Origin of the sequence: Paeniglutamicibacter sp. MACA_103, from assembly GCF_045798555.1 — a bacterium.
Taxonomy (GTDB): Bacteria; Actinomycetota; Actinomycetes; order Actinomycetales; family Micrococcaceae; genus Paeniglutamicibacter.
Genome location: NZ_JBIXLN010000034.1, coordinates 26,835 through 51,082 on the forward strand (window position 1 = coordinate 26,835; position 24,248 = coordinate 51,082).

22 protein-coding genes are annotated in these 24,248 nt (G+C 66.1%); 15 read left to right on the plus strand and 7 right to left on the minus strand.

Annotated elements, in window-relative coordinates:
• Positions 1-163: 163 nt before the first annotated feature.
• Positions 164-1,573, minus strand: coding sequence for an adenylosuccinate lyase (purB, locus tag ACIPVK_RS15630; RefSeq protein ID WP_407612902.1), 1,410 nt, complete (start codon positions 1,571-1,573; stop codon positions 164-166).
• 180 nt (positions 1,574-1,753) lie between these two features.
• Here purB and ACIPVK_RS15635 point away from each other — a divergent pair, with 180 nt between their 5' ends.
• Positions 1,754-2,074: a hypothetical protein gene (locus ACIPVK_RS15635; RefSeq protein ID WP_407612903.1), complete on the plus strand. Its 321-nt coding sequence runs from the start codon at positions 1,754-1,756 to the stop codon at positions 2,072-2,074.
• A 16-nt stretch (positions 2,075-2,090) separates the two neighbouring features.
• Positions 2,091-3,524, plus strand: a complete 1,434-nt coding sequence (locus ACIPVK_RS15640) for a hypothetical protein (protein ID WP_407612904.1) — start codon at positions 2,091-2,093, stop codon at positions 3,522-3,524.
• A 42-nt stretch (positions 3,525-3,566) separates the two neighbouring features.
• Here ACIPVK_RS15640 and ACIPVK_RS15645 read toward each other — a convergent pair whose 3' ends face one another.
• Positions 3,567-3,959: a phage holin family protein gene (locus tag ACIPVK_RS15645; RefSeq protein WP_407612905.1), complete on the minus strand. Its 393-nt coding sequence runs from the start codon at positions 3,957-3,959 to the stop codon at positions 3,567-3,569.
• Positions 3,960-4,078: 119 nt separating this feature from the next.
• On the opposite strand from ACIPVK_RS15645, the gene ACIPVK_RS15650 reads away from it, so the two are divergent.
• The 13 genes from ACIPVK_RS15650 to ACIPVK_RS15710 all read left to right on the plus strand — a co-directional run bounded on the left by ACIPVK_RS15650 (position 4,079) and on the right by ACIPVK_RS15710 (position 16,409).
• Positions 4,079-5,200, plus strand: a complete 1,122-nt coding sequence (locus tag ACIPVK_RS15650) for a histidinol-phosphate transaminase (protein ID WP_407612906.1) — start codon at positions 4,079-4,081, stop codon at positions 5,198-5,200.
• Positions 5,201-5,323: 123 nt separating this feature from the next.
• Positions 5,324-6,472: a pyruvate dehydrogenase (acetyl-transferring) E1 component subunit alpha gene (pdhA, locus tag ACIPVK_RS15655; RefSeq protein WP_407612907.1), complete on the plus strand. Its 1,149-nt coding sequence runs from the start codon at positions 5,324-5,326 to the stop codon at positions 6,470-6,472.
• A complete protein-coding gene (locus tag ACIPVK_RS15660; RefSeq protein WP_407612908.1) occupies positions 6,469-7,449 on the plus strand; it encodes an alpha-ketoacid dehydrogenase subunit beta in 981 nt (326 codons plus the stop codon). Before pdhA ends, ACIPVK_RS15660 begins: the two co-directional genes overlap by 4 nt.
• 62 nt (positions 7,450-7,511) lie before the next feature.
• The gene (locus ACIPVK_RS15665; RefSeq protein WP_407612909.1) at positions 7,512-8,942 is read left to right on the plus strand and encodes a dihydrolipoamide acetyltransferase family protein; all 1,431 of its coding nucleotides are present in this window, start codon (positions 7,512-7,514) and stop codon (positions 8,940-8,942) included.
• Positions 8,943-9,053: 111 nt separating this feature from the next.
• Positions 9,054-9,833, plus strand: a complete 780-nt coding sequence (locus ACIPVK_RS15670; protein ID WP_407612910.1) for a hypothetical protein — start codon at positions 9,054-9,056, stop codon at positions 9,831-9,833.
• A 326-nt stretch (positions 9,834-10,159) separates the two neighbouring features.
• Positions 10,160-10,975, plus strand: coding sequence for a hypothetical protein (locus ACIPVK_RS15675; RefSeq protein ID WP_407612911.1), 816 nt, complete (start codon positions 10,160-10,162; stop codon positions 10,973-10,975).
• Between the two features lies 1 nt (position 10,976).
• Positions 10,977-11,669 carry a phosphoribosylanthranilate isomerase gene (locus ACIPVK_RS15680; RefSeq protein ID WP_407612912.1) on the plus strand — a complete coding sequence of 231 codons (693 nt, stop codon included), beginning with the start codon at positions 10,977-10,979 and terminating at the stop codon, positions 11,667-11,669.
• A 174-nt stretch (positions 11,670-11,843) separates the two neighbouring features.
• Complete coding sequence (locus ACIPVK_RS15685; protein WP_407612913.1) at positions 11,844-12,737, plus strand: LysR substrate-binding domain-containing protein; 894 nt, start codon at positions 11,844-11,846, stop codon at positions 12,735-12,737.
• Positions 12,734-13,834 carry an enolase C-terminal domain-like protein gene (locus tag ACIPVK_RS15690; protein WP_407612914.1) on the plus strand — a complete coding sequence of 367 codons (1,101 nt, stop codon included), beginning with the start codon at positions 12,734-12,736 and terminating at the stop codon, positions 13,832-13,834. Before ACIPVK_RS15685 ends, ACIPVK_RS15690 begins: the two co-directional genes overlap by 4 nt.
• A 34-nt stretch (positions 13,835-13,868) precedes the next feature.
• A complete protein-coding gene (catC, locus tag ACIPVK_RS15695; protein ID WP_407612915.1) occupies positions 13,869-14,147 on the plus strand; it encodes a muconolactone Delta-isomerase in 279 nt (92 codons plus the stop codon).
• A 420-nt stretch (positions 14,148-14,567) separates the two neighbouring features.
• Positions 14,568-15,422, plus strand: coding sequence for a catechol 1,2-dioxygenase (gene catA / locus ACIPVK_RS15700; protein WP_407612916.1), 855 nt, complete (start codon positions 14,568-14,570; stop codon positions 15,420-15,422).
• Between the two features lie 166 nt (positions 15,423-15,588).
• Positions 15,589-16,149 carry a flavin reductase family protein gene (locus ACIPVK_RS15705; protein WP_407612917.1) on the plus strand — a complete coding sequence of 187 codons (561 nt, stop codon included), beginning with the start codon at positions 15,589-15,591 and terminating at the stop codon, positions 16,147-16,149.
• A 71-nt stretch (positions 16,150-16,220) separates the two neighbouring features.
• A complete protein-coding gene (locus tag ACIPVK_RS15710; protein ID WP_407612918.1) occupies positions 16,221-16,409 on the plus strand; it encodes a hypothetical protein in 189 nt (62 codons plus the stop codon).
• Positions 16,410-16,587: 178 nt separating this feature from the next.
• Here ACIPVK_RS15710 and ACIPVK_RS15715 read toward each other — a convergent pair whose 3' ends face one another.
• From ACIPVK_RS15715 to benC, 5 genes are all read right to left on the minus strand, one after another.
• The gene (locus ACIPVK_RS15715) at positions 16,588-17,382 is read right to left on the minus strand and encodes an alpha/beta fold hydrolase (protein ID WP_407612919.1); all 795 of its coding nucleotides are present in this window, start codon (positions 17,380-17,382) and stop codon (positions 16,588-16,590) included.
• 38 nt (positions 17,383-17,420) lie between these two features.
• Complete coding sequence (locus ACIPVK_RS15720; RefSeq protein WP_407612920.1) at positions 17,421-20,099, minus strand: LuxR C-terminal-related transcriptional regulator; 2,679 nt, start codon at positions 20,097-20,099, stop codon at positions 17,421-17,423.
• Between the two features lie 99 nt (positions 20,100-20,198).
• Positions 20,199-21,557, minus strand: coding sequence for an MFS transporter (locus tag ACIPVK_RS15725; protein ID WP_407612921.1), 1,359 nt, complete (start codon positions 21,555-21,557; stop codon positions 20,199-20,201).
• 186 nt (positions 21,558-21,743) lie between these two features.
• Complete coding sequence (locus tag ACIPVK_RS15730; RefSeq protein ID WP_407612922.1) at positions 21,744-22,583, minus strand: 1,6-dihydroxycyclohexa-2,4-diene-1-carboxylate dehydrogenase; 840 nt, start codon at positions 22,581-22,583, stop codon at positions 21,744-21,746.
• Entirely contained in the window at positions 22,583-24,139 is a 1,557-nt protein-coding gene (benC, locus tag ACIPVK_RS15735) for a benzoate 1,2-dioxygenase electron transfer component BenC (protein WP_407612923.1), read from the minus strand. Before benC ends, ACIPVK_RS15730 begins: the two co-directional genes overlap by 1 nt.
• Positions 24,140-24,248 lie beyond the last annotated feature (109 nt).

Sequence of the window (24,248 nt, forward strand, 5' to 3'; positions counted from 1 at the left end):
CCGGGCGGGAGGGGGAGGAAACGGAAACCTGTCCGAAACATGGCCCAAGCCCGCTTGCCGGGTCCCGTGTTAAAGGCCCGTGGCCTGCCGGGTTCCACAGGGAACCGGGCAGGCCACGGGCGTTGGGGGCACCGGTCGGCGCCCCCCTACTTCTTGGTGCGGGCTACTTCTTGAGGTGGTCGACCAGCTTCGAGGCGATGCCGTTGTAGCTGCCCGGGGTCAGCTCCAGCAGGCGTGCCTCGGCGTCGGCCGAGAGGCCCAGCGAGGAGACGAACTCCTGCATGCGGGCCGCGTCGACGCGCTGGCCGCGGGTCAGGTCCTTGAGGCGCTCGTACGGGTTTTCCATGCCCTCGACACCTGCAATGGCCTCGGCGCGCATGACCATCTGGATGGCCTCGCCGAGCACCTCCCAGTTGTGCTCCAGGTCGTTGGCCAGCACGGCCTCGGCAACGTCCAGGCGGTCAAGGCCCTTGGCGACGTTGGAAATCGCCAGCAGCGAGTGGCCGAAGGCGGTGCCGATGTTGCGCTGCGAGGAGGAGTCGGTGAGGTCTCGCTGCCAGCGGCTGGTCACCAGGGTGGAGCCCAGGGTGTCGAGCAGGCCGTTGGAGATCTCCAGGTTCGCCTCGGCGTTTTCGAAGCGGATCGGGTTGACCTTGTGCGGCATGGTCGAGGAACCGGTGGCACCGGCAACCGGGATCTGAGCAAAGTAGCCGATGGAGATGTAGCTCCACACGTCGGTGCACAGGTTGTGCAGGATCCGGTTGAAGCGTGCCACGTCCGCGTACAGCTCGGCCTGCCAGTCGTGCGACTCGATCTGGGTGGTCAGCGGGTTCCAGGTCAATCCCAGGCCCTCGACGAAGGAGCGCGAGACTTCCTGCCAGTCGGCGGAGGGAACCGAGGCGTAGTGGGCGGCGTAGGTGCCGGTGGCGCCGTTGATCTTGCCCAGGAACTCGGTCTTCTCGATGCGGTCCAGCTGGCGAGTCAGGCGCCAGGCCAGCACGGCCAGTTCCTTGCCCAGGGTGGTGGGGGTCGCGGGCTGTCCGTGGGTGCGCGAGAGCATCGGCACGTCGCGGGAATCGGTGGCCATGGTGGTGATCTGGTCGACCAGCGTGCGGGCTGCGGGCAGCCAAACGTTCAGCACGGCGTCCTTGATGCCCAGGGCGTAGGAGAGGTTGTTGATGTCCTCGGAGGTGCAGCCGAAGTGGACCAGCGCGGTGAGGTCCTCGATGCCGATGTTCCCCAGGCGGCGGCCGATGTAGTACTCCACTGCCTTCACGTCGTGCACCGTGACGGCCTCGATCTCGGCCAGCTCGGCCACGGAGGCGGCGTTGAAGTCGGTGACGATCTTGCGCAGCGCGGTGCGCTGGGCCTCGGTGAGCGGGGAGGTGCCCGGCAGCACGGAGTTGTCGGTCAGGTGGATCAACCACTCGACTTCCACGTGGACGCGGTCGCGGTTCAGCGCCGCTTCGGAGAGGTGGTCGACCAGCGGGGCCACGGCGGCACGGTAACGACCGTCCAGGGCACCAAGGGCGAGGGGTTCGGATGCAAGTGAAATGCGCGCGGAATCAGCCATGGTGCCCATTCTTTCACGATTCATCCCGAGCATGCCCAGAGCGTGACGCCGCCCACTTCATGCTTATCCACACACCGTGGCCTCCCGCCCGCCGCCGGGACCGGTTGCCGTCACCGTTGATTTAGGACAACGGCACCGGGAAACCGGTGTGGGCACGGAAAGGGTGCGGTGAAAAAGACCATGTTGGAAGCAATTGCCGATGAAATGCTCATGCGGGTGGTTGCCGCCCAGGCCGCGGTGTATCGGGCCCGCGAACAGCTGGACATGGTGATGAACCTGGAATGGGAGTCCCCGGCCGGCAGGGCGTTCCGTGACCGGGCGGCGGAACTTGCGGGCAAGGTCGCGGATCTTGATACCAGGTTGGAGGCCGCCCGCGGGGAAATCTGGGCTGCCCGGGCCGATTTGGCCGAGCTTGAGGCAGTGATCCTTTCCACCATGGGCACGCTGGGGCCCATCCTGACACCCCGGGGCCTGCCGCGCGGGCTGTTCGGCGGGCTCTAGGCCAAGAGAGGTCGCCATGGGATACAACGTACGCGGGGGACCCGGATCGATCAGGTACTCCATCGCCGAACTTGAACGCACCACGACCATGCTCAAGGGCGCCGGCGCGGACCTGTTGGACGGCGCAGCCTTTCTGACGCAGTTCCCCGCATTCCCCGCATTCCCCGCCGCGATGTTGGCACTTGGCACCACGATGCTGCGCCTGCGAGTGGTCGGCGCGGTGGCCGACGTGGGCGAGGCCGCGGCTTTGTGCGCCGCACGAGCGGCTGAAGCCGGATTGATGGCCTTGAATGTGGCGACCGCGCGCATCCGATATGAACAGGTCGAGGCGGAGGCACAGCGCGCCATCAACGTGGCGCGCGGCGACCTGCTGCCGTTGACAGTGATGTGGGATCTGGCCAACAACAAGGGGCGGCCTCGCACCCAAACCACCGAGGACATCATCAACCAGTTGCCCCGCTTCCTGGGTCTGCCCTATGGCCTGTTCCGGGACACCGAACACGGAGGGCTGTTCGAATCGCCCTATCCCGACAGGCTTTATCCTCGGCTCACCGACTTGCTGCTCGGCCAAAACCTCGTTCACCTGACACCGATCGAGGTAGTCGGTCGAAGGCCGGACCGGGTCGTGGACTTTGACGGATCGATCGAGTCCCTGACGGACCTCCAGAAGCTCGCCGAGCACGAACCCCCGGGAAGCCTGTTGGTCACCCGGGTCGAGGGCCCGGAAGGTCCTGTCTACGTGCTCACGCTTCCCGGGACCCAATCCGATCCATTGAAGGACATCGATGAGAACCTCCGCCGGATCAAGGGTGCCGGGCCGGGACGGGAGCTGGGCAACCCCTGGGACGGGGTGGGAATCGTCGAGGGGATGGGCAATGAATCGAAGAACCTTATCCCCTCCATCGAGGACGCCTTGAGGCAGTCCGGGGCGCGGAACGGGGACCGCGTGGTGGTGACCGGATACAGCCAGGGAGGGATCCACGCTGCGAACATTGCCAACGACGAACACCTCAACGAGCTCTTCAACTTTCCGCATCTATCGACATTCGGGTCCCCGACGGGGAGGGTACCCGTCCCGAAGGACACCCATGCGCTGCATCTGGAAGACAAGAACGACTTGGTGCCGGGCACCGACGGCGGCAGGAACCCCGACGAACGCAACAGGCTGACGGTGGTCTTCGACGGTCCAGACGGAACACAAGAGCTGGGGAACGAAGGATTCGGCGAGGCCCACAACCTCGAGAACTACGAATCACACGCCCGTCAGCTGCGCGGCGCAACGGACCCGGGCGTCGTTGAATCACTGGGCCTGCTGGGAGTGCTCTTCGGCCAATCCCGCCAAGGCAGGGTCAGGTCATTCCAATTGGCACGCCAGCCCAGGCCCAAAATGAAACTGCCCGCGAAAGATGAAAAGCGCGGGCGCCTGGACCGGATCGCCCCGCCGCACTGATGCGCGGCGGGGTACATCGCGTCGCCGGAAACCCGGGCGGTGCTAGCGCTGCTTGGGAGCGATCCAACCCATCACGGCCGAGACGATGGAAATGACCAGGGCACCGATGATGGCGTCCCAGAAGAACCTGTCGACGTGCAGCCCGAAGGGCAGGTACTGGGTCAACCAAGAGGTCAGCATCAGCATGGCCGCATTGATGACCAAGGTGAACAAGCCCAGGGTCAAGCAGGTGATGGGCATCGACAGCAGGCTCACGATGGGCCGGACCACGGCGTTGACCAGCCCGAAGACCAAGCCCACCACCAAGTAGGCAAGGACAAGGCCAAGGGTGGCATCCGAGGACGGAGCGGCTGTGACAGTGATGCCGGGGAGAACCCACGCGGCGGCGGCAAGGGCCAGCGCGTTGATCACCACCCGGAGGATGAACGCAATCATGGACCCAATACTGGCACACCTTTCTGTGCCACGGCGGGGCGGGCCAGCCGTTTCCGGCCGAGGGAATGGCGGTGAAACACTTGGCGCCCGCCGGCACGGCAAGGGCTAAGCTTTGGGACATGACCACCGAAAACCCCTTGCCCCTCGATCCGGTCCAGCCCCGCACCGTCATTGGCCGAATGCCGAAGTACGTCGCGGGCAAGCCGCCTCGGGAAATCCCGGGCCTGAATGCCTACAAGCTTTCCTCGAACGAAACCCCGTTGCCGCCGATCCCTGAGGTCATGGATGCGATTCGCGCCCAACTGGACATCAATCGCTACCCGGATCCGATGTCGACCAAGCTGCGCACCGCGCTCGCCGAGTTCCTGTCGGTCCCCGCCGATGACATCGTCACCGGTGCCGGTTCGCTCGGTGCCCTGACCCAGATCCTGGCAACCTTTGCTGGGCAGGACGACGACGGGGTCCAGGACGAAGTGATCTTCGCCTGGCGCTCCTTCGAGGCGTACCCGATCGTGGTCGAAACGGCGGGTGCCCTTCCGGTGGAGGTTCCGTTGCTGGAAGACGGGCGCCACGACCTGGACTCCATGGCTGAAGCGGTCAACGAACGCACCTCGGTGATCCTGCTCTGCACCCCGAACAATCCCACCGGTCCGGCGCTGCGGCGCGACGAGGTCGAAGCCTTCATTGCCAAGGTTCCCTCCAACGTGCTGATCGTCATCGACGAGGCCTACATGGAGTTTGTGCGGGATCCGGAAGCCGTGAACGGGATCGACACCTACCGCAACCACCCCAACGTCATGGTGCTGCGGACCTTCTCCAAGGCGCATGGGCTGGCAAACCTCCGCGTGGGGTACTCGGTATCGCACCCGGAAGTCACCAGCAACATCAGGGTTGCCGCCACGATGTTCGCCGTCTCTTCAGTGGCCGAGGATGCGGCAGTGGCCTCGCTGGCCCACTACGACAAGGTTGTGGAAAGGGTACAAAAGATCGTCGATGAACGTACCCGCGTGGTGGCCGGCCTCGAGGAGCTTGGATGGAAGATTCCGGCGGCCGAGGGCAACTTCGTGTGGTTGCCGCTGGGAGCCAATACCGCCGAATTCGTGGAGTTGGCCTCGGAGCAAGCCTTGGCCGTGCGCGGGTTCGCCGGCGAGGGCGTTCGGGTGAGCATCGGCGAAGACGAGGCCAATACCCGCTTCCTTGAGCTTTGTCGGAACTATCCAAAAGGCTCGACGCTTTCCTAGGGGCGGGTAAGTCGTGATTTGCGGCTTTCCACCGTTAGGCTAGAACAGACAAACCCGCTATATGCCCCATGCGGAATCTATTCCGTGCGGGGCATATTTCATGTACGTAAGGACGCCCTCGGTATGACCAACACCGTGCACGAGCCCTCGGAGCAGGCGCTGATCCAGCTACTTACCCCCGAGGGGGAACGTCGCTCGCACGCCGAGTACGACAGTTACATCCAGGACGTCGACGCGGAAATGTTGCGGGGGTTCTATCGCGACATGGCGCTCACCCGCCGTTTTGACCAGGAAGCCACGGCGCTGCAGCGCCAGGGCCAGCTGGCCCTGTGGGTTCCGCTGCGTGGTCAGGAAGCGGCGCAGATCGGCTCGGGCCGGGCCACCCGGCCCAACGACTACATCTTCCCGACCTACCGCGAACACGGCGTCGCGCTGACCCGCGATGTCGACTTCCCGCAGATGCTGCGGATCTTCCGCGGCATTTCCAATGGCGGCTGGGACCCTCGGGAAAACAACTTCCACATGTACACCATGGTGCTCGCAGCCCAGATGCCGCACGCCACCGGATACGCCATGGGAGTGCAGCGCGACCAGGCCGGCTGGGATGCCGAACGCCTGGAGAAGGACGGCACCGCCGTCGTTGCCTACTTCGGAGACGGTTCCTCCACCGAGGGCGAGGTCCACGAGTCCATGGTCTTTGCCGCCAGCTTCAATTCGCCGGTGGTCTTCTTCTGCCAGAACAACCAGTGGGCCATTTCCGTCCCGTTCCACGTTCAGTCCAAGGTTCCCCTGGCCGAGCGCGCCGCCGGCTACGGGTTCCCCGGAATCCGCGTTGACGGCAACGACGTTCTGGCCGTACTGGCCGTGACCCGCTGGGCCCTGGAACGTGCCCGCCGCGGCGAGGGCCCGGTCTTGATCGAGGCCGTCACCTACCGCATGAGCGCCCACACCACGGCGGACGATCCGACCAAGTACCGGATGAGCGCCGACGAGGAAGCTTGGGTCGAACGCGACCCGCTGTTGCGCCTTGAAAAGCACCTGAAGGAGAACAAGCTCGCCGACGAGGTGTTCTTCAAGCAGGTCACCGTCGACGGCGACGAGATGGCAACCCGGGTCCGCGAGGAAGCCATGGCCTTCCCGGATCCGGAACTCGCCCAGTCCTTTGCCAACGTCTATGCCGAGGCACACCCCTTGATCCAGGAAGAGCTCAAGTGGCACCTGGAATACGAGGCCGGATTCGCCGACACCACCGAGGAAGGGGCCACCCGATGAGCACCACCACGATGACCCTGGCCAAGGCCATTACCGCCGGACTCGACAAAGTCCTGGCTTCCAACCCCAAGTCCCTGCTCATCGGCGAGGACATCGGACGCCTGGGCGGCGTCTACCGCATCACCGACGGGCTGATCGACACCTACGGCGCGGACCGCGTGATCGACTCACCGCTGGGCGAGGCCGGAATCATCGGCACGTCCATCGGCATGGCCATCCGCGGCTACTCGCCGATCGCCGAGATCCAGTTCGACGGCTTCGTCTTCCCGGCCTTCAACCAGATCACCACCCAGCTGGCCAAGATGCGTGCCCGCTCCGAGGGCCGCTTCGGGGCACCGGTGGTCATCCGCATTCCCTACGGCGGGGGCATCGGTTCCATCGAGCACCACTCCGAATCCCCGGAGGCGCTCTTCGCGCACACCGCCGGGCTGCGCATCATGACCCCGTCCAACGCGCACGACGCCTACTGGATGATCCAGCAGGCCGCAGCCTGCCAGGACCCGGTGATCTTCTTCGAGCCCAAGAAGCGCTACTGGCTCAAGGGCGAGGTCGACACCGAGAACCCGGCCGCCGACGCCTTCAAGGCCCAGGTCATCAGGCCCGGCGAGGACGCCACCATCGTCACCTACGGCCCGCTGGTGCCCGTCGCCTTGGCAGCCGCCGAGGCGGCCCGCGAGGACGGCCGCTCCGTGGAGGTCATCGACCTGCGCTCGGTCTCCCCGATCGACTTCGACACCATCACCGAATCAGTGGAAAAGACCGGCCGGCTCATTGTCACCCACGAGGCGCCGACCTTCGGCGGCATCGGCGGGGAAATCGCCGCCCGTGTGGGCGAGCGCGCCTTCCTCTCGCTGGAGGCCCCGGTCATCCGCGTCGGCGGGTTCCACATGCCCTACCCGGTGGCCAAGGTCGAGGAACAGTACCTGCCCGACATCGACAAGGTCCTCGAGGCACTCGATCGGTCCTTCGCCTACTAAATGAGTGGTGCGCACGAGCGCCACCGCACCGCTGCAGCATTGTTTCTTAAAGGAGTCAGACGATGAGCACCTTCAACCTTCCCGATGTCGGCGAAGGCCTCACCGAGGCCGAAATCGTCGGTTGGAAAGTCAAGCCCGGGGACACCGTGGTCGTCAACCAGGTCTTCGTGGAAATCGAAACCGCCAAGTCCCTGGTCGAACTGCCCAGTCCCTACGCCGGGGTGGTCAAGGAACTGCATGCGGCCGAGGGCGAGACCCTGGCCGTAGGCGCCCCGCTCTTTTCCGTGGACGAGGTCGGTTCCCGCCCTGCCCCGCTGGCCAACGTGCCCGAGGTGGCGGACATCGCCGAGTCAGATACCCCCGTTGCCAGCGAGGAACCGGGCCCGTTGGTCGGCTCGGGACCCAAGGCCGACGCGGTCAAGCGCCGTGCCCGCAACAACCGCCCGGCCCCGATCAAGCCGGCCAAGGCCGCCGGCCCGCAGGGAAGCGCCCCGGCGATCCCGGCGGCGCTGGCCGACACGATCTCCCGCCGCGCCACGGAACTCGGCCATGCCGGAACGCGCCTGACGGCCGCCGCCAAGCCCGCGGTGGCGGCATTCGTGGACCGCGTCCTGGCCAAGCCGCCGGTGCGCAAGGTCGCCAAGGAGCTTGGGGTGGATTTGGCCCAGGTCACCGGAACCGGCGGCCAGGGCGAAATCACCCGCGACGACGTCTTCTCCTACAAGGCCCAGCGCGAGGCCGAGCGCGACGCGGCCCCGATGTTCTGGTCGGCCAAGGGCCAGGAAGTGGACGGCCGGGTTGTCCGCACCCCGGTGCGCGGCATCCGCAAGGCCACCGCCAAGGCCATGGTCGAATCCGCCTTCAGCGCCCCGCACGTGTCGATCTTCGTGGACGTGGATGCCTCGCGCACCATGGAATACGTGGCCCGGCTGAAGAAGAGCCGCGATTTCGAGGGCATCAAGGTCTCCCCGCTTCTGGTGCTGGCCAAGGCCGTCATCTGGGCCGCGGCACGCAACCCCTCGGTCAACGCCTCCTGGGTGGAGACGGAGAACGGGGCGGAAATCCAGGTCAAGCACTTCATGAACCTGGGCATCGCCGCAGCCACGCCGCGTGGCCTGCTGGTCCCGAACATCAAGGAAGCGCAGGACCTGTCCATGCGCGAGCTGGCCATTGCGCTCAACGACCTGGCCGAGACCGCCCGCGCGGGCAAGACCTCCCCGGCGGACATGACCGGCGGCACGCTGACGGTGACCAACATCGGCGTGCTGGGGATCGACACCGGAACCCCGATCATCAACCCCGGGGAAGTGGCGATCGTTGCCTTCGGCACCATCCGGCAGAAGCCGTGGGTTGTCGACGGCGCCGTGGTGCCGCGCTGGATCACCACCCTGGGCGGATCCTTCGACCACCGCGTGGTCGACGGGGACCTGTCGGCGCGCTTCATGGCTGATGTCGCCTCGATCATGCAGGAGCCCGCGCTGCTGCTGGACTGATCGTTATCCTTTCGTGATGCCCGGATGGTCACCGGGCATCACGGGGCGGACATAAGAGGGGTACTGGTACCTTCCGGCAAAATGCCGGAGTCAGAGCCCAAGGAGCACACCGTGAGGAACGCACCGAAACCGTCCACCCTGTCCGCCCACCCGCCCTTCCGCCGCCGGCGCCTCCTGTTGGCCGCCGGCGCCGTGGCCTCCGCCCTGCTGATCGGCGGCCCGGGGATCGTCCCCGCATTCACCGCGCCCGGCCCGGCCTCGGCCAACCCGGCCGTTGCCCCCGAGGCGCCGGCGTCCATCGACACGTCGGAATGGCAGACCTTCGACAAGTACGGGATTGCCTTCGACTATCCCGCCGACTGGGAAATCCTGCGCTACACCTGCGACGGCTGCGAGGTCGATGATCCGCCGCTGCCGGAAAACGAGTACACGCCGTGGAACATCGTGGACGAGAACGGGGTGCGGGTGGCCCACGTGTTCCCGAACTTCGTGGGCGACACCGACGGGGATATGGGTTTGTACAGCCGCACCGACCTGGACACGGCCGCGGCCCAAGGGATCGGCTATGAGCCGACCAGCCTGGTCTTCGAGCACGTGCGGATCGATTATTCGCAGGCGTCCGTGACGGGAACCGAGCGCAAGGCGCAGCAAGCGAAGCTGATGCTCTCCTCGGACGCCAACCTGGCAACGCGTGATCAGTACCCCTTCCTCCCGTACTTCCACCCGCGGGCCGGGGCAGCAACCTGGATCCAAACCACGCCGGAGTTCATGGAAACCGGCGGCATGGACCAGAACCACGTCACCAAGGGCGAGGCCAGGCAGTTCATGGACAGCGAGAGCTACCGGACGATGAAGCAGGTCATGCTTTCGGTCCGGGCCGGCTCCTTCTGAGTCCCGTCCGCCGCGGGCTACCCGTCCGGGATCGTCGGGATTCCGGGCGGGAAGCCCCCCTTTTGCCGCCCGCGTCCGGCCCGGGGTCATGCCGGGCGGACCTGTCGGCGCGGTTCGCGGCCAATGTCGCCTCGATTTTGCGGGAGCCGGCACTGCTGATTAACTGACATGCGTGTCGGTACTTCCGGGAAAGTGTCCAGTGTCGGTGCCACGCGCAGTGCGCGCATCGCACCGGGCATGGCCGGCCTTTGCAAGCGTGCACTGGATGGGGCACAGTGGGGAAGGTATCGATGTCCGATTTGGCACTCGCGCCCAGGAGACAACCGATGAGCAATTGCCCCGATGCAACCCCGGCCGGCAAGCCGAAGACGATGGCCAGGGCATTGGGTGTTGCCTCGCTGCTGGGCATGCTCTTGCTCTCCGGATGCGTTGACGTCGCGCCATGGGCAGCGGATGATTCCAGCACCATCGACTCGACGCCCTTCGGCCCCCCGCAGGATCCGTCCAAGCAGCCGGTGGCGGGGGACGGCGGCAACCCGTCGGCAATCCCGTCCCCGAAACCCGCCGACGCGATCAACACCTCTGGCTGGAAGACCTTCGCGACCCAGGGCCTGAGTTTCAAGTACCCTCCCGACTGGAACATCGAGGAGGACGACTGCAGCAACTGCAACGCCACGGCCAAGCCGCTGGCGGACCCGTTCACCAAGTGGGACATCGAGGACGCGGACGGCAACGAGATCGCCGAGTTCCGCGCCGACTCGGCCACGGACACCGACGGGGACATGAGCACCTACCAGCGCACCGTGCTGGAGTCCACGCCCGTGAAGGCGGACTTCCTCGCCCCCGCAGAGGTGGTCTTCGAACACTTCGTCCTTCACACCCGCGGCAAGGAAACCGAGCAGAAAGTGCTGCTGATGCTCAATGACGCGGCAGCAACCAAGGCGCGGGACGAGAGCCCCGCACTGAGTTTCTTCCGGCCGAAGAAGGACTTCGGCAGCCAGATGACAAGTTCCGACGACCTGGCCGAGGAACTGGGATTCGACGACGACCACGTGAGCCTCGCGGATGCCAGGAAGATCATGGCGAGCCGGGACTACCGACTGTTGCGGGCAGTGATGCTCAGCATGCGTGTTGAGAAGTAGCATGGAGACAAACGCAAGCAACGAGCCGACGCGGAAGAACCGAGTGAATCACGAGCTGTATGTAAAGATCTGCGGACTTCGCACACCCGAGACCGTCGCGGCGGCCGTTGACGCGGGCGCCAATGCGGTGGGTTTCGTATTTGCCCCCGGCAGTCCGCGAACCGTCGAGCCGGAACTCGTGAAGACGCTCGTTGCGCAGGTGCCCGAACATGTCGAAACCGTCGGGGTCTTCCGCAACCAGCCGGTTCAGGACGTCATCGACATCGCCCGCCGGGCGGGCGTCGGCACCGTGCAGCTGCACGGCAATGAACCGTACGCGGATCTCGAGGCGCTCCATGCACAGGGGTTTGCGACGCTGCGTGCCCTTTCCATCGACGACTATCGCGCAATGGACGACGCCGAACGAAACCGCTGGGAATCCGGGCGGATCCTGCTGGACGCGGTCGAGCCCGGGGCCGGCGTCACCTTTGACGCCTCGGAGCTTCTCGCGGCGCCCCCCGCCGGAACCTGGATCCTGGCCGGGGGACTGAACCCGGGGAATGTTTCGCACCTGGTCGGCATCCTGCACCCGGCCGGCGTGGATGTCTCCTCCGGCGTCGAATCCAGCCGCGGAACCAAGGATGCCGGGCTGATCGAGGCCTTCATCTCGGCGGCACGTTCCTCCGACTCGACCACCGCCTGGACCACCGCCTAGGCACCGCAACGGCGGCGAATTCCGTGTCCCGCGCCTCATCCGAGGGGCGTTCGCGCCGCGCACTGATACTTGTAAGCTCTGAATCAAGCTGGAACATGTATTTCCCATAAGTAATCTTTGCGTCCTAATCTGGCTGTGGAGCACATCGGTGCCCCATGACCGGAGGTGGACGACGTGGAAGTACGTCAGATGCGTTACTTCATTGCCGTTGCCGAGGAAAGGCACTTCGGCCGTGCGGCCCAACGCCTGCACATGGCCCAGCCCCCACTGTCCCAACAGATCAAGTCGCTCGAGGAGCAACTGGGCACCCAGCTGTTGGTGCGCACCACGCGCAAGGTCGATCTCACCGCGGCCGGTGAACTGCTCCTGACCCGCGCCCGCTTGCTGCTCGCCGAGATCGACAAGCTCGAACAAGACGTCAAGCTCGTGGGCCAGGGTGCCAGCGGCGTGCTCCGGGTCGGCGTCTCCGGCACCGCGACCTACCGCCTGATGCCCATGATCGTGCAGGCCGCCCGCGTCCACATGCCCGGCCTGCGCCTGAGCGTGCAGGGGGAGATGCTCACCCCCGAAATGGAAATCGCCTTGGAAGAGCAACGCGTGGATGTCGCGGTGCTGCGCCCGCCGATCCGGTCGAACCAACTGAGCCTGAAGTTCCTGGAGAAGGACGAACTGGTCGTCGCGCTGCCCGAGGACCATGTGCTGGCCTCGCGCGGGCTGCTGGACCTCTCGGACCTGGCCGAGGAACCCTTCATCACCTACCCGCTGACCTCCGCGGTGAATGCCATCTCCACCGAGGCCTGCCGCCAGGCCGGCTTCAGCCCCCACATCGTCCAGGAAACCCAGGAAACCTCGACCCTGCTTTCATTCGTCGCCGCCGGGATGGGCGTTGCCCTGGTCCCCACCGCCCGGCGCATGTTCGCACTCCAGGGAATCGTCTTCCGCCAATTGCGCAACGCGCCGGCGGTCGACCTCGCGGTCGCCTGGAAGACGGACAACGAAACAGCCCTGCTGAAAAAATTCTTGGACCTCTTTGAGACTCCAGCCCCCACGGAAGGAAACCCGGCGTGAAGATCCTACGCATCGAAGCGATCCCCTATTCGATTCCCTATACCCACCCGCTCAAGTTCGCCAGCGGGCAGGTCACCGACGCCGAGCACGTGCTGGTGCGCATCCACTCGGACGAGGGGCTTGTCGGCGAGGCGGACGCCCCGCCGCGCCCCTACACCTATGGCGAGACCCAGGCATCGATCATCACCATCATCGAGAATGTCTTCGCTCCGCAGCTGATCGGGCTCGATCCCTTCGACCGCGGCAAGGTGCACGAGGTCATGGCCCGGACCATCCACAACCAGGTGGCCAAGGGCGCCGTCGACATCGCATTGTGGGACCTGATGGGCAAGGTGCTGGGCACCCCGGTGCACAAGCTGCTGGGCGGCTACACCGACTCGATGCGCGTCTCGCACATGCTTGGCTTCCGCCCGGCACAGGAGCTGCTCGACGAGGCCCTGCGCTTCGGCGAGGAATTCGGGATCACCACCTTCAAGCTGAAGGTCGGGCGCCGCCCGCTGGCCCTGGACATCGAGGCCTGCCACGTGCTGCGTGCCGGACTCGGCGACGACGTGGAGCTGTACCTGGATGCCAACCGCGGCTGGAGCGCCAACGAGGCCATGGAGGTTCTGCGCCGCACCGAGGGACTTGGCCTGACCGCCCTGGAAGAACCCTGCGACGCCAAGGAAGCCATGAGCCGCCGCAGGCTCGTGGAGAAGTCCCCGATCCCCATCGTGGGCGACGAGTCGGTGCCCACCGCAGGCGACGTCTCCCGCGAACTGCTCTCCGGCGGCTCGAACGCGATCTGCATCAAGACCGCCCGCAGCGGGTTCACCGAGGCCACCGAGATCCTGGGCCTTTGCACCGGGTTGGGCGTGGACGTCACCATGGGCAACCAGATCGACACGCAAGTCGGATCGCTGGCGACAGTGACCTTCGGCGCTGCCCACGAGGCCACCACCCGCCGCGCCGGCGAGCTGTCCAACTTCCTGGACATGGCCGATGACCTGCTGGCCGAACCCATTCGCATCCAGGGCGGGCGCATCTCGGTGCGCAACGTCCCGGGTGTCGGCGCTGCCATCGACGAAGACAAGCTCACCCGTTACCGCCAGAACTAGTCCCTTACCAATCACGCCTAATCCAGGAGAAGACATGATATTCCTCGCCCGCATGGACGTAACCTTCCCGGCCCACCTGACCGAGGCGCAGATCGCCGATTTCCAGGTCCGCGAGAAGGAATACTCGGGCCAGCTGCAGAGCAGCGGCAAGATGGCAGGCATCTGGCGCATCGTCGGCGAGTACGCCAACCACTCGCTGTTCGACGTCGAGTCCAACGACGAGCTGCACCAGATCCTCAGCGGTTTCCCGATGTACCCGTACATGAAGATCAAGGTCACGGCGTTGGCTAAGCACCCGAACTCGATCCGCTAAACCAGGTCGCTTTTCGGACGCCGCGCGGTCCGTGGCACCGAAGGCACGCCAAGGGGGCGTGTCTTCGGTGCTGCGGACCGTTTTTGGTGTGGGCGTGGTGCGGTGGCGGATCCGGGCGGTGTTCAGCCGGGGGAGCCGGGCAGGGCGGGGGCCGTGGAAGTGTATTGGGCCCCGGTGGGGGTGGTGATCAGGATGGTGTGCCGCACGCCGACTACGCGTGCCCGAGATTGAAATCCGACCCGAGCAGTCGTCGACTTATATGCTGAAGCTCTGAATGGAGTGAAAAGAAGTATTTCCCTCTTCTCAATAACCGGCATACATTGAATGCATGGAAAGTCGCTGTGACTGCAATCACCGCATCATGTGATATCGAACCAGCGCATCAACACCCCCTCCAACAGGAGATAGAAGGAGCAACTCGTGAGCACCGAAACCACCGCCAGCGCCGCAGCCTCAGGCAACGCAGCCACCGACCGTTTCCGCCAGTCCGGCAAGACCTCCGCCATCCAGGCCGACGTCGAGCGCGTCAACCTGCTGGCCAGCAAGCTGATCAAGGCCGCCAACGACATCGTCCTCGAAGAGCGCGTGAGCTACGACGAGTTCAACGCCCTGAAGGCATGGCTGATCAAGGTCGGTGAAGACGGCGAATGGCCGCTGTTCCTGGACGTGTGGCTTGAGCACTCCGTCGAGGAGGTTGCCACCGACCACCGCGAGGGCAACAAGGGCTCCATCGAGGGCCCGTACTACATCCCGGAGGCCCCGGAGCAGCAGTCCCCGGCCACCATCCAGATGCGCGACGACGAGCAGGGCACCCCGCTGCTCTTCCAGGGCCAGGTCCGCAGCACCGACGGCAGCCCGCTGTCGAACGCCAAGATCGAGCTGTGGCACGCCGACGAAGAGGGCTTCTACTCGCAGTTCGCACCGAACATCCCGGAATGGAACCTGCGCGGCAGCTTCATCGCCGACGCGGAAGGCAACTTCCAGATCAACACCATGCAGCCGGCTCCGTACCAGATCCCGACCGACGGTGCCTGCGGCCAGCTGATCGCCGCCGCCGGCTGGCACGCCTGGCGTCCTGCCCACCTGCACCTGAAGGTCTCGGCCCCGGGCCACGAGCTGCTCACCGCCCAGCTGTACTTCCCGGGCGACGCGCACAACGACGACGACATCGCCACCGCGGTGAAGCCGGAACTGCTGCTCGAGATCCAGCCGGCCACCGAGGGTGCCGGCGTGCAGACCACCTATGACTTCGTGCTGGATCCCGAAGCCAAGTAGGTTTCCCCCACCTCGCAGCGGCGGGGCCCCCGATAGGCATTCGGGGCCCCGCCGTTGTCGTACCACCGTACTTTCCGCGATGCCGCCCGCGGCATCGCCGCCGGGTCCCAAGGCACTGCGCAGACGGTGCCCGATTCCCGGTACTTCATTTGAAAGAGAACCCGCCATGACCCAGGAAACCATGTTGAAGTCGACGGATGCCCAAGACTTGCTGAGCGCATTTGGCCGATTCACCACCGGCGTCACGGTGGTCACCACCCAGGGAACCGACGGCAACGCATACGGTGCCATGGTGACCGCGTTCACGGCGGTGTCGGTTGACCCGCCGCTGGCCCAGATCACCCTGACTCGCAGTTCCAGGGCAGCCAAGCACCTGGACGGGTCGTCCTTCGCCATCAACATCCTCTCGGCAGACCAGCTGGAGGTTGCCAGGCACTTTTCAGGACAACCGATCGACCGAGAGCCCGAATGGGTCCTTCACGGAAATGTCCCGGTGCTGGTGGGCAACGCAGCCACGCTGGAATGCCGGGCATGGAACAACTACGACGGCGGCGACCACATCATCGTGGTTGGCGAAGTGCGGTCGCTGACTGTGGGAACCGCGGAGCCCCTGCTCTGCCACGCGGGTGCATTCCACCGCATTGGCGAGCGGCTCGAGGACGGCCAAGACAAAAGCTGGTTCGCCGGCGCCAAGTCCTTCCAGCCGTTCATCCCGCAGAACCACTGAACCTCGCCACCCAACGGCGCGGATCATCCACCCATCAATCCATGCATTACTTGGCCACAAAGGAGCACACCATGTTTGTCTCACCACGGCGAAAGACCGCAGGAGAACACCGTCCCGCAACCATCTTGCGGAGCACCACCGAAACCGCCCGGGAACTGAACCACTGGGCCTGGACCGGGTGGATGCCCGAATCCGAACGCGATTTGTCCCAATCCGGACCGCAGTCCACGGAACACCACACCTCCATGCTTGCCGCCTAAACTTCCGTCCCGAGCAGCACGGACACTTGCGAGAGGCCCAAGACAGCAACGACGCTGTCTTGGGCCTCTCGCGTACTTGCCCTGGGTTCCAGCCGCACGTCGGGGGAGATGCGGCGGGCCGAGACGACGGGCCTGGAATTACCGAACGGGCTCTCGCCACGTGTCGCAGCGCCGATACTCAATCGAGGCCAGCAAGAAACTCCGTTGCGTCTGCCGCCACCTCTTCCGGGCATTCCCACAGAACCAGGTGACCGGCGTCCGGATAGACCTTCAGGACCGATCCCGCGATGCGTGCGGCCAGGGTCTGCTCGTCGGCGAGTGACAGCAAGTGGTCGTGCCCGCCCCACAGGATCAGCGCGGGTGCATCCACGGTTCCCGATTCGGTGGGCGGCGTGGCCTCGCACAGCCCGTCCAGGATGGCCCGCCACACGTGTGCGGGCATTCTGGTTCCGTCGTCCACGCGGTCATCGATGAACCATGCGGGAACCTCGTGCAGCAGCGGGAACCAGGAAAGCGATTCGCGGACCCACGCCGCGCTGACGGGGTCCGTCAGGGCCTCGACCTTCTCCGCGAAGCTGGGCCGCCCCCGCAGGCTCAGCGGCGCACCCACCAGCACCAGTGCAGCGACCCGTTCCGGGTAGCCCACGGCCAGCGCCTGGGCCACGTACCCGCCACTTGATGAGCCGAGGACGAATGTCCGGGCAACGTCCAAGGCCCCGAGGATCGCATCGGCATCCGCGGCCTGTTCGGCCAGCGAGTAGCCGTCGGCCGGCTTGTCCGCATCCCCCTGGCCGCGCAGGTCCGGCGCGTAGACCCTGAAACCGGTGAGCAAGGGTGCCAGGCGGTCAAAGCTTTCGAAGGATTCTCCCCACGCATGCAGCAACAACAGCGGCCTGGCATCCGCGTCTCCGTCGATGAAACACGGCACCTCGATGCCCGTGGCGAGCCTGAGCTTCCTGACCTCGGATCCCATGGTTTCAGGTTACGCCGGCGGGCCCCGGCTGCCCATGCCTAGCCGTCGGAGTCCCGGTACCGCGCGGCGAGCTCGGTGCGCGAGGACACCCCCAGCTTCGCGTAGATCCTGGTCAGGTGGTACTGGACCGTCTTCGCGCCGATGAACAGCTCCTCGGCGGCCTTCTTGTTGCTGGCCCCCGCACAGACCAGCGAGGCCACCGCCTTTTCCTGGGAGGTGAGCGTCGACCAGTCGGCGGCATCCCGGCGCGGGACACTGATGCCGGTGGCCTGCAGCTCGCGGTTGCAACGCTCGATGTAGATCGTGGCCCCCAACTGGGTGTAGCCGGCCAGCGCCCGGGTCAGCGGAGCTGCGGATTCACCGCGTTTTCCGGCACGACGCAGTGATTGGCCGTAGGCGTACTCGATGTTTGCCCGAAGGACCGGCAGCGTGAGGCCCTGCAACTGGGCCAACGCCTCCTCGAAGGCGTCGCGCGATCCCTCCAGGTTGCCACGCGAACCGAGCACCTGCCCGCGCACCACCAGGAAGCGTGCGATGGTTGAGCGGTGTTTACGCTTGCGGGCAGCAGACATGAGCGGATCCATGAACTCCAGGGCCTCGTCGAAGCGTTCCTTGCGCACCAAGGCATCGGCGTACATGTCGTGCCACGGCCAGAACCCCGGCTCGTCGATCCCGCGCGAGCGGTCCAGCAGCAACAGGGGTTCCAGCGCCAGGATTACCTCGTCGTAGTCGGCGCGGGCGCGGGCCGCCGCCGCCCTGGCCATCCGGTAGGGTACCTGCATCACCTCGTAGCTGCCGGTCCTGGCCCAGGCCTTGGCCAAATGGGCGTCGACTTCCTCCTGCTCGCCGCGCATGGCGTGGATCTGCACCGCGGTGTAGTGCAGCAGCGGGCGAACCAGCTCGATGCCGGATCGTTCCTGCAACGCGACACCTGCCCTCACCGTTTCCAGGGCCTGGTCCCAGTCCCCGGCCGAGTATTCGGCCCGGGCCAGCCACGCCCTGGCCCACAGGGCAATCCGGTGGGAACCCTCGGTGTAGTCGGTGGAACTGGAAATCATGAGTTCGTGCCTGGCCAGCTCAACCTGGTCGCCGGCCACATGCAGCCATCCCATGGCCATTTCGGCGCGCTGGCGCTGGGCGCCGGTGGGGAGGATGGCGAGCATTCGTGCCAGGATCTTCTCGCCCTCGGGACCGCGCCCGAGCATGCCCAGGCCCAGTCCCTGGATGGCCGAGGATTCCACGGCTACGGGGCTTCCCTCATCTGCCAGCTCGAGGGTCCGTTCGGCCCACTCCACCAACTTGAGTCCATCCAGCCGGCCCAGCGAGTCAAGGACCCTGCGCTGGGAAACGGTGGCCATGATCTCGGTTTGCCGGGCCTCCTCGGCACCCGTCCACGCGCGGGAGAGCCAACGGTCGGCGGTCAGTGCCTGTCCCTGGAGGATGGCGATGTAACCGGAGAGCAGGTCGCTCTCGGGGCTGGCGGCCAGGCTGGCCAGCTCCTCTGAATAGGCCAGTGCACGGGGCAGCTCGCCGGCCGCCACCGTGGCATCGACGGCCTTGAGAAGGAGCGGCTCGCGGTCGGCAGCGTTCGTTGCGAGGTGGGCCGCCCGGTGCAGGGCAATGGCGGCGGATGACCACTCGCCCTTGCCGGCCTGCATCTCTGCAAAGAGCTCCAGCTGGTGCGACAGGGCCGGGTCAGAGAGCAACGTGGCGTCTGCGCGGTGGGCCAGGGCGTCGCCTGCACTGTCCCCCAGGGAGGCGGCGGCGGCGTGCAGGGCCAGGCGCCGTGAGAGGGGGACCAGGTGGTAGACGGCCATGTGCCTGATGTGCCCCTTGAACTGCAAGGAAAGATTTCCGCCGCTGCCTGCAACCTCCACCAGACCCGAAGCCACGCACTCTTCGACCAGGGGCAGTGGTTCGTCGACCTCGGCCAGTGCGACGATCATGTCCAGCCGCGGACCGGGGCCCAGGATGGCGGCGGCCTCGAGGAGGGACCGGGCCGGGACCGACAGGGCGTCCAGGCGCTCGGCAACATCTGCGGTCACTGCCCGGGGCGCCGGGAACCGATTATTGAGGTGGTTCCAGGATTCATCGGGGTTTTCGCGGATCAGCTCCAAGGCGGTGTGGATGTTGCCCTCGGTGTAGGCGGCCAGCTGGTCGGCCGCTGCCGCGGAGAGCTCCACTCCAAGCCTGGAAACGGAAATCTCCTTCAAGGCAGCTGCCGTTGGCGGATCCAGTTCGATCGTGGTGCTGTGTGGTGACTCGAGGAGCTCGCGGGCCCCCGGCGGCAGGAAGGCGGCTTCCTCCTGGCGGAGGGTGAGGATGATCAGCAGTTTTTCGGTGCGAAGCCGACGCCAGGCAAACAGGAGTGCCGCGAGGGACGCGGCGTCGGTCCACTGCAGGTTTTCCAGCAGGAGGATTCCGCTCTGCTTTCCCGCGTTGCGGATGAAGGCGAGCAGGCGTTCGGGCAGTGGAGCCCCACCAGCCGTATCGGTTGGACCGAGCAATTCCTGCAGGGCGGATCCGGCCAGGTCCCTTTCCCACCGCGCCCCGGCGGTACTCCAGGAGGCGAGGTGCCTGTTATTGTCCATGAAGCGTCGAACCAGGGTGCTTTTTCCGCAACCGGCAGGGCCGCTGACAACCACCAGCTGGGCGCTGCCGCCCTCGGCCAGCTGCAGCATCCGCGCCAAGAGGGCCAATGTTCGTTGTTGATGCATGGATCCGCCCCAGCCAACCTTTCAATGTAAGAAGAGGGGGCCGCGCGAACATCGTTGTTCACGCAGCCCCCGGTGACCGGTTGTCCACCCGGCCTATGGTTACTTGGCGATCTTGACCGGTGCCGTGTAGCCGGCAGCCAGCTGGGTCTCCGAGTTGCGCAACGGCACACAGGCGGTCACCAATGCACCAACGATAGCAACCCCGGCGAACACGTAGAAGGCGACGTGGTTCTGGACGCCCGCTGCCATGAGCAGCCCGCCGATCAGGGGTCCGAAGATGCCGCCCAGGCGGCCGAACCCGGCACACCAGGCAACACCGGCGCCGCGGGCGGCGGAGTTGTAGTAGTTCGACACGAACCCGTAGATCAGCACCTGGGTGCCGATGGTTCCCACGCCGGCCACGGCAACCAGCGCGAGCAGGATTCCGAAGGGAAGGTGCAGGGTCAGCATCACCATGGCCACCGCGGCGAGGAAGAACGTCGTGGAAACCACGCGCTTGGCACCGACGCGGTCGGCGCTCACGGAGGCGATCAATCCGCCGAAGACGGCGCCGGCATTGAGCACCAGCAGGAAGGCGAGCGAGTAGGACTTGCCGTAGCCGAACTGGGACATGATCTGCGGCAGCCAGGTGTTCAGGCCGTAGGTCAGCATCAGGCCGGCGAAACTCATGAGGCCCAGCAGCAAGGTGGGCAGCGCGTACTTCCGCGAGGCCAGGGCGCGGAAACCGATCTTGGTGTCAACGGGTTCGGGGACCAGCACGTGGGCGCCGGTGGGGGCCGGTGCGGTGATCGGGACGCCGGTGCGGATGGAGACGCGCTGGGCTTCCTCGGTGCGCCCGCGGGCCATCAGCCATTCGGGGGACTCGGGCAGCTTCGCCAATGCCATCGGCAGCAGGAAGAGAATGGGGGTCGCGCCGATGAGGAAGAGCCCGCGCCAGCCGACAAGATCCAGCAGGACGATGGCCAGCAGTGATGCCAGGACCCCGCCGACGGGCACGCCGGAGTACACGATGGCGTTGTAGTAGTTGCGCTTGCCCTTGGGGGCGAATTCGGCCACGACGGCACCGGCGGTGGCAACCAGTGCCCCGACGCCGATCCCGGTGAGGAAGCGCAGCCCGCCGAACGCGATCACGTTCGGGGCCATGGCGGTCAGGCCCATGCCCAGGGAGAACCAGATGATGCCGGCGATCATGATCTTCCGGCGGCCGAGGTAGTCACCGATCGCGCCGGTGACCAGAGCGCCGACCATGACCCCGAAGAGGGCCCAGCTGCCGAGCACGCCGGCGGTGGCGGGGCCGATCGCACCGAGCTGGGTCGGGTCGTTGAGCAGGGTGGAGACGACGGTGCCGTAGACGACCAGGTCATAGCCGTCGAAGATCAGGGCAATGGCCGCGATGGCCACCACCCAGCGAACGGTGCTTTGTTGCTTCTTGGTGGCGCTTGCTTCCGGTGATTTCACGATTTGCTCCATATTTTCATGGGCCCCGGGCGCACGACGATGTGCGGGTATTCGGGGCACGGACAAGTACCGCGGCGGAAGGGCCGCGGGGTGGAAGCCGTGACCCGGGGAAACCGGGCGTCAGGCCGTGGGTAGCACGCAGGCGGCGGGGGGAACCGCCGCCTGCACACCAGAGAAGGTAACTATCTAGCCGAGGTCTCCTCCGGCCACCGGCAAGGTGCTGCCGGTGATGTAAGAAGCCTCGTCGGAGGCCAGGAACGCGATGGGACCGGCCTGCTCGTCGAGGGTTCCGTAGCGCTTGAGCAGGGTCGAATCGACGGTCTGGTCCACGATCTGCTGGTACCAGGCCTTTTCCTGCTCGCCCTCGGGGGACGGGCCGCGCTTGACCAGGCGCTCGGGGGCTTCGGTGCCGCCGGGGGCGGTGGCCACCACGCGGATCCCGTAGGCGGCACCTTCCATGGCGAGGGCCGAGGTGATGGCCTTGACCCCGCCCTTGGCCCCGGCATACGGGACGCGGTTGACACCGCGGGTGGCAACCGAGGAGACGTTCACGATGGTGCCGGATCCGGCCTTGATCATCTCGGGGAACGCGGCGCGGCACATCCACAGGGTCGGGAAGAGCGAACGCTGGATCTCCTTGCCGATCTCCTCCGGGGCGTAGTGCTCGAACGGCTTGGCCCAGATGGTCCCGCCGACGTTGTTGATGAGCACGTCGATCCGGCCGTATTCGGCCACTGCCGCGGTGACCGCGGACATCGCGCCTTCGAAGGCCTCGAGGTCGGCGGTCACGCTCAGCGCGTTGACACCGTGGGTCCGCAGACCCTCGGCGACGTCGTGGACCAGCGGGGAGCGGTCCACCAGGACCAGGTCCCCGCCCTCGGAGGCGATCCGTCGGGCCACGGCCCAGCCAATGCCCTGGGCGGCACCGGTGATCAGAACGACCTTGGAGGCAAAGCGTCCGGCATGGAAGGACTCGGGCAGTGGAGCCGCGAAGGTCTCGTTGGACTGGGCGTTGTCCGCGCTCATCAGGCCTGGCCCCGTTCGGCGGCGGCCATGGTGGCCTTGGCGTGCTCGTTGTGGGCAACGATTGAGGCGCGGGCCGCGGCGATGTCCTGCTGCTCGAAGGCGGCAACGATGGCCAGGTGGTCCGCGTCGACGGCTCCGTCGATCCAGTGCTCCTGGCGCAGGACCTTGGCCATGATGGACGGGACCTCCAGGCGGTTGTAGGCCTGCAGCAGGTGCTCGTTGCCGACGGCGTTGAAGAGGAACTGGTGGAAGGCGTCGTTGGTCACGGTGAATGCCGCGGCGTCCACGAACGTCTCTCCGGCCAGGGTCTTGCCCGCAAGTTCCGCGAGGACCTTGAATTCGCCCAGCTGGCCATCGGTCAGCTTGCCCATGGTCAGTTCCACGACGGCCAGTTCCAGGGCCATGCGTGCGTCGAACTGGGCCTCGAAGGTCGAGTGCTCCTCGCCGATCTCGTAGGCGGGCTGGGCTGCCGGAACCTCGGCGGCCTCAGCCGCAGGAGCTGCAGCCGCCGGTGCAGCCTCGACGGGGGCGGCTTCGGCAGCGGGAGCCACGGCCAAGGCGAACTTCTCGAAGTAGAAGTTCTGCGGCTTGATGCCTTCGGCCTCCAGGTGGCGGCGGACGCCCTCGACCATGGGCGGGGGGCCGCAGAGGTAGATGTCGACGTCGCCATCGACCAGGTGGTGCGGCTCGAAGTGGTTGGTGACGTAGCCCTTCTTTTCCGCGTCGCTGTTCGGGTCCCCGACGACGGTGTCGAAGGTGAAGCCGTCGATGCGCGACTTGTAGTCCTCCAGGACGTCGAGCTCGACCAGGTCGGTGTCGGTGTTGACGCCGTAGATCAGGTGGGTCGGGTGGGGGGTGTCCATGCCCGAGAGCTTTTCCAGGATGGCCAGCAGCGGGGCCAGTCCGGTGCCGCCGGCGAGCAGCAGCGACGTGCGCTTGGGATCGCGCAGGAAGAAGCTGCCCATCGGGCCGGTGAAGTTGATCGCATCCCCGACGGCTGCGACGTCGCGCATGTAGGTGGACATCAATCCGCCGTCGGTGATTCGGATCAGGAAGGAAAGGGTGGAGACCTCCGGGCCGGAGCTGAAGGAGTACGAGCGGGTCTGACCATTGGAGCCGGGAACCTCGATGTTCACGTACTGGCCGGGCAGGAACGAGAGCTCGTCGCGGTTCTCGATCTCGAGGCTGAACGCGTAGGTGGTCTCGGAGAGGCGGCGGATCTCGGTCAGCGTCGAGGAGTAGGTGGTGGCAGTCGTCTTGGCGACATCCGAGGTCGTGGGGATCTGCAGCACCAGGTCGGACTCGGGGACCATCTGGCAGGGGAGGCAGAAGCCCTTCTCGGCCTCGTCGTCGGTCAGGGCCTCCTCGATGTAGTCGCCGCCGTCGAACTTGCCGGATTCGCAGAACGCCTTGCAGGTGCCGCAGGCGCCGTCGCGGCAGTCAAGCGGGATATTGATCCGTGCCTTGTAGGAGGCGTCGGCGACGGTTTCGCGGGGTCCAACTTTAATGAACCGGGTAATACCGTCCTCGAAGGCGAGGGCAACCTGATAGGTCATGAGGGGGGCTCTTTTCAAAATAGTGCAGGGTGGTGCGGCAAGAGGTGCAAGGTGGTGGTGGGGGGGGGGGGGGCCGCCCCCCCCCCCCCCCCCCCCCCCGGCGCGGGGC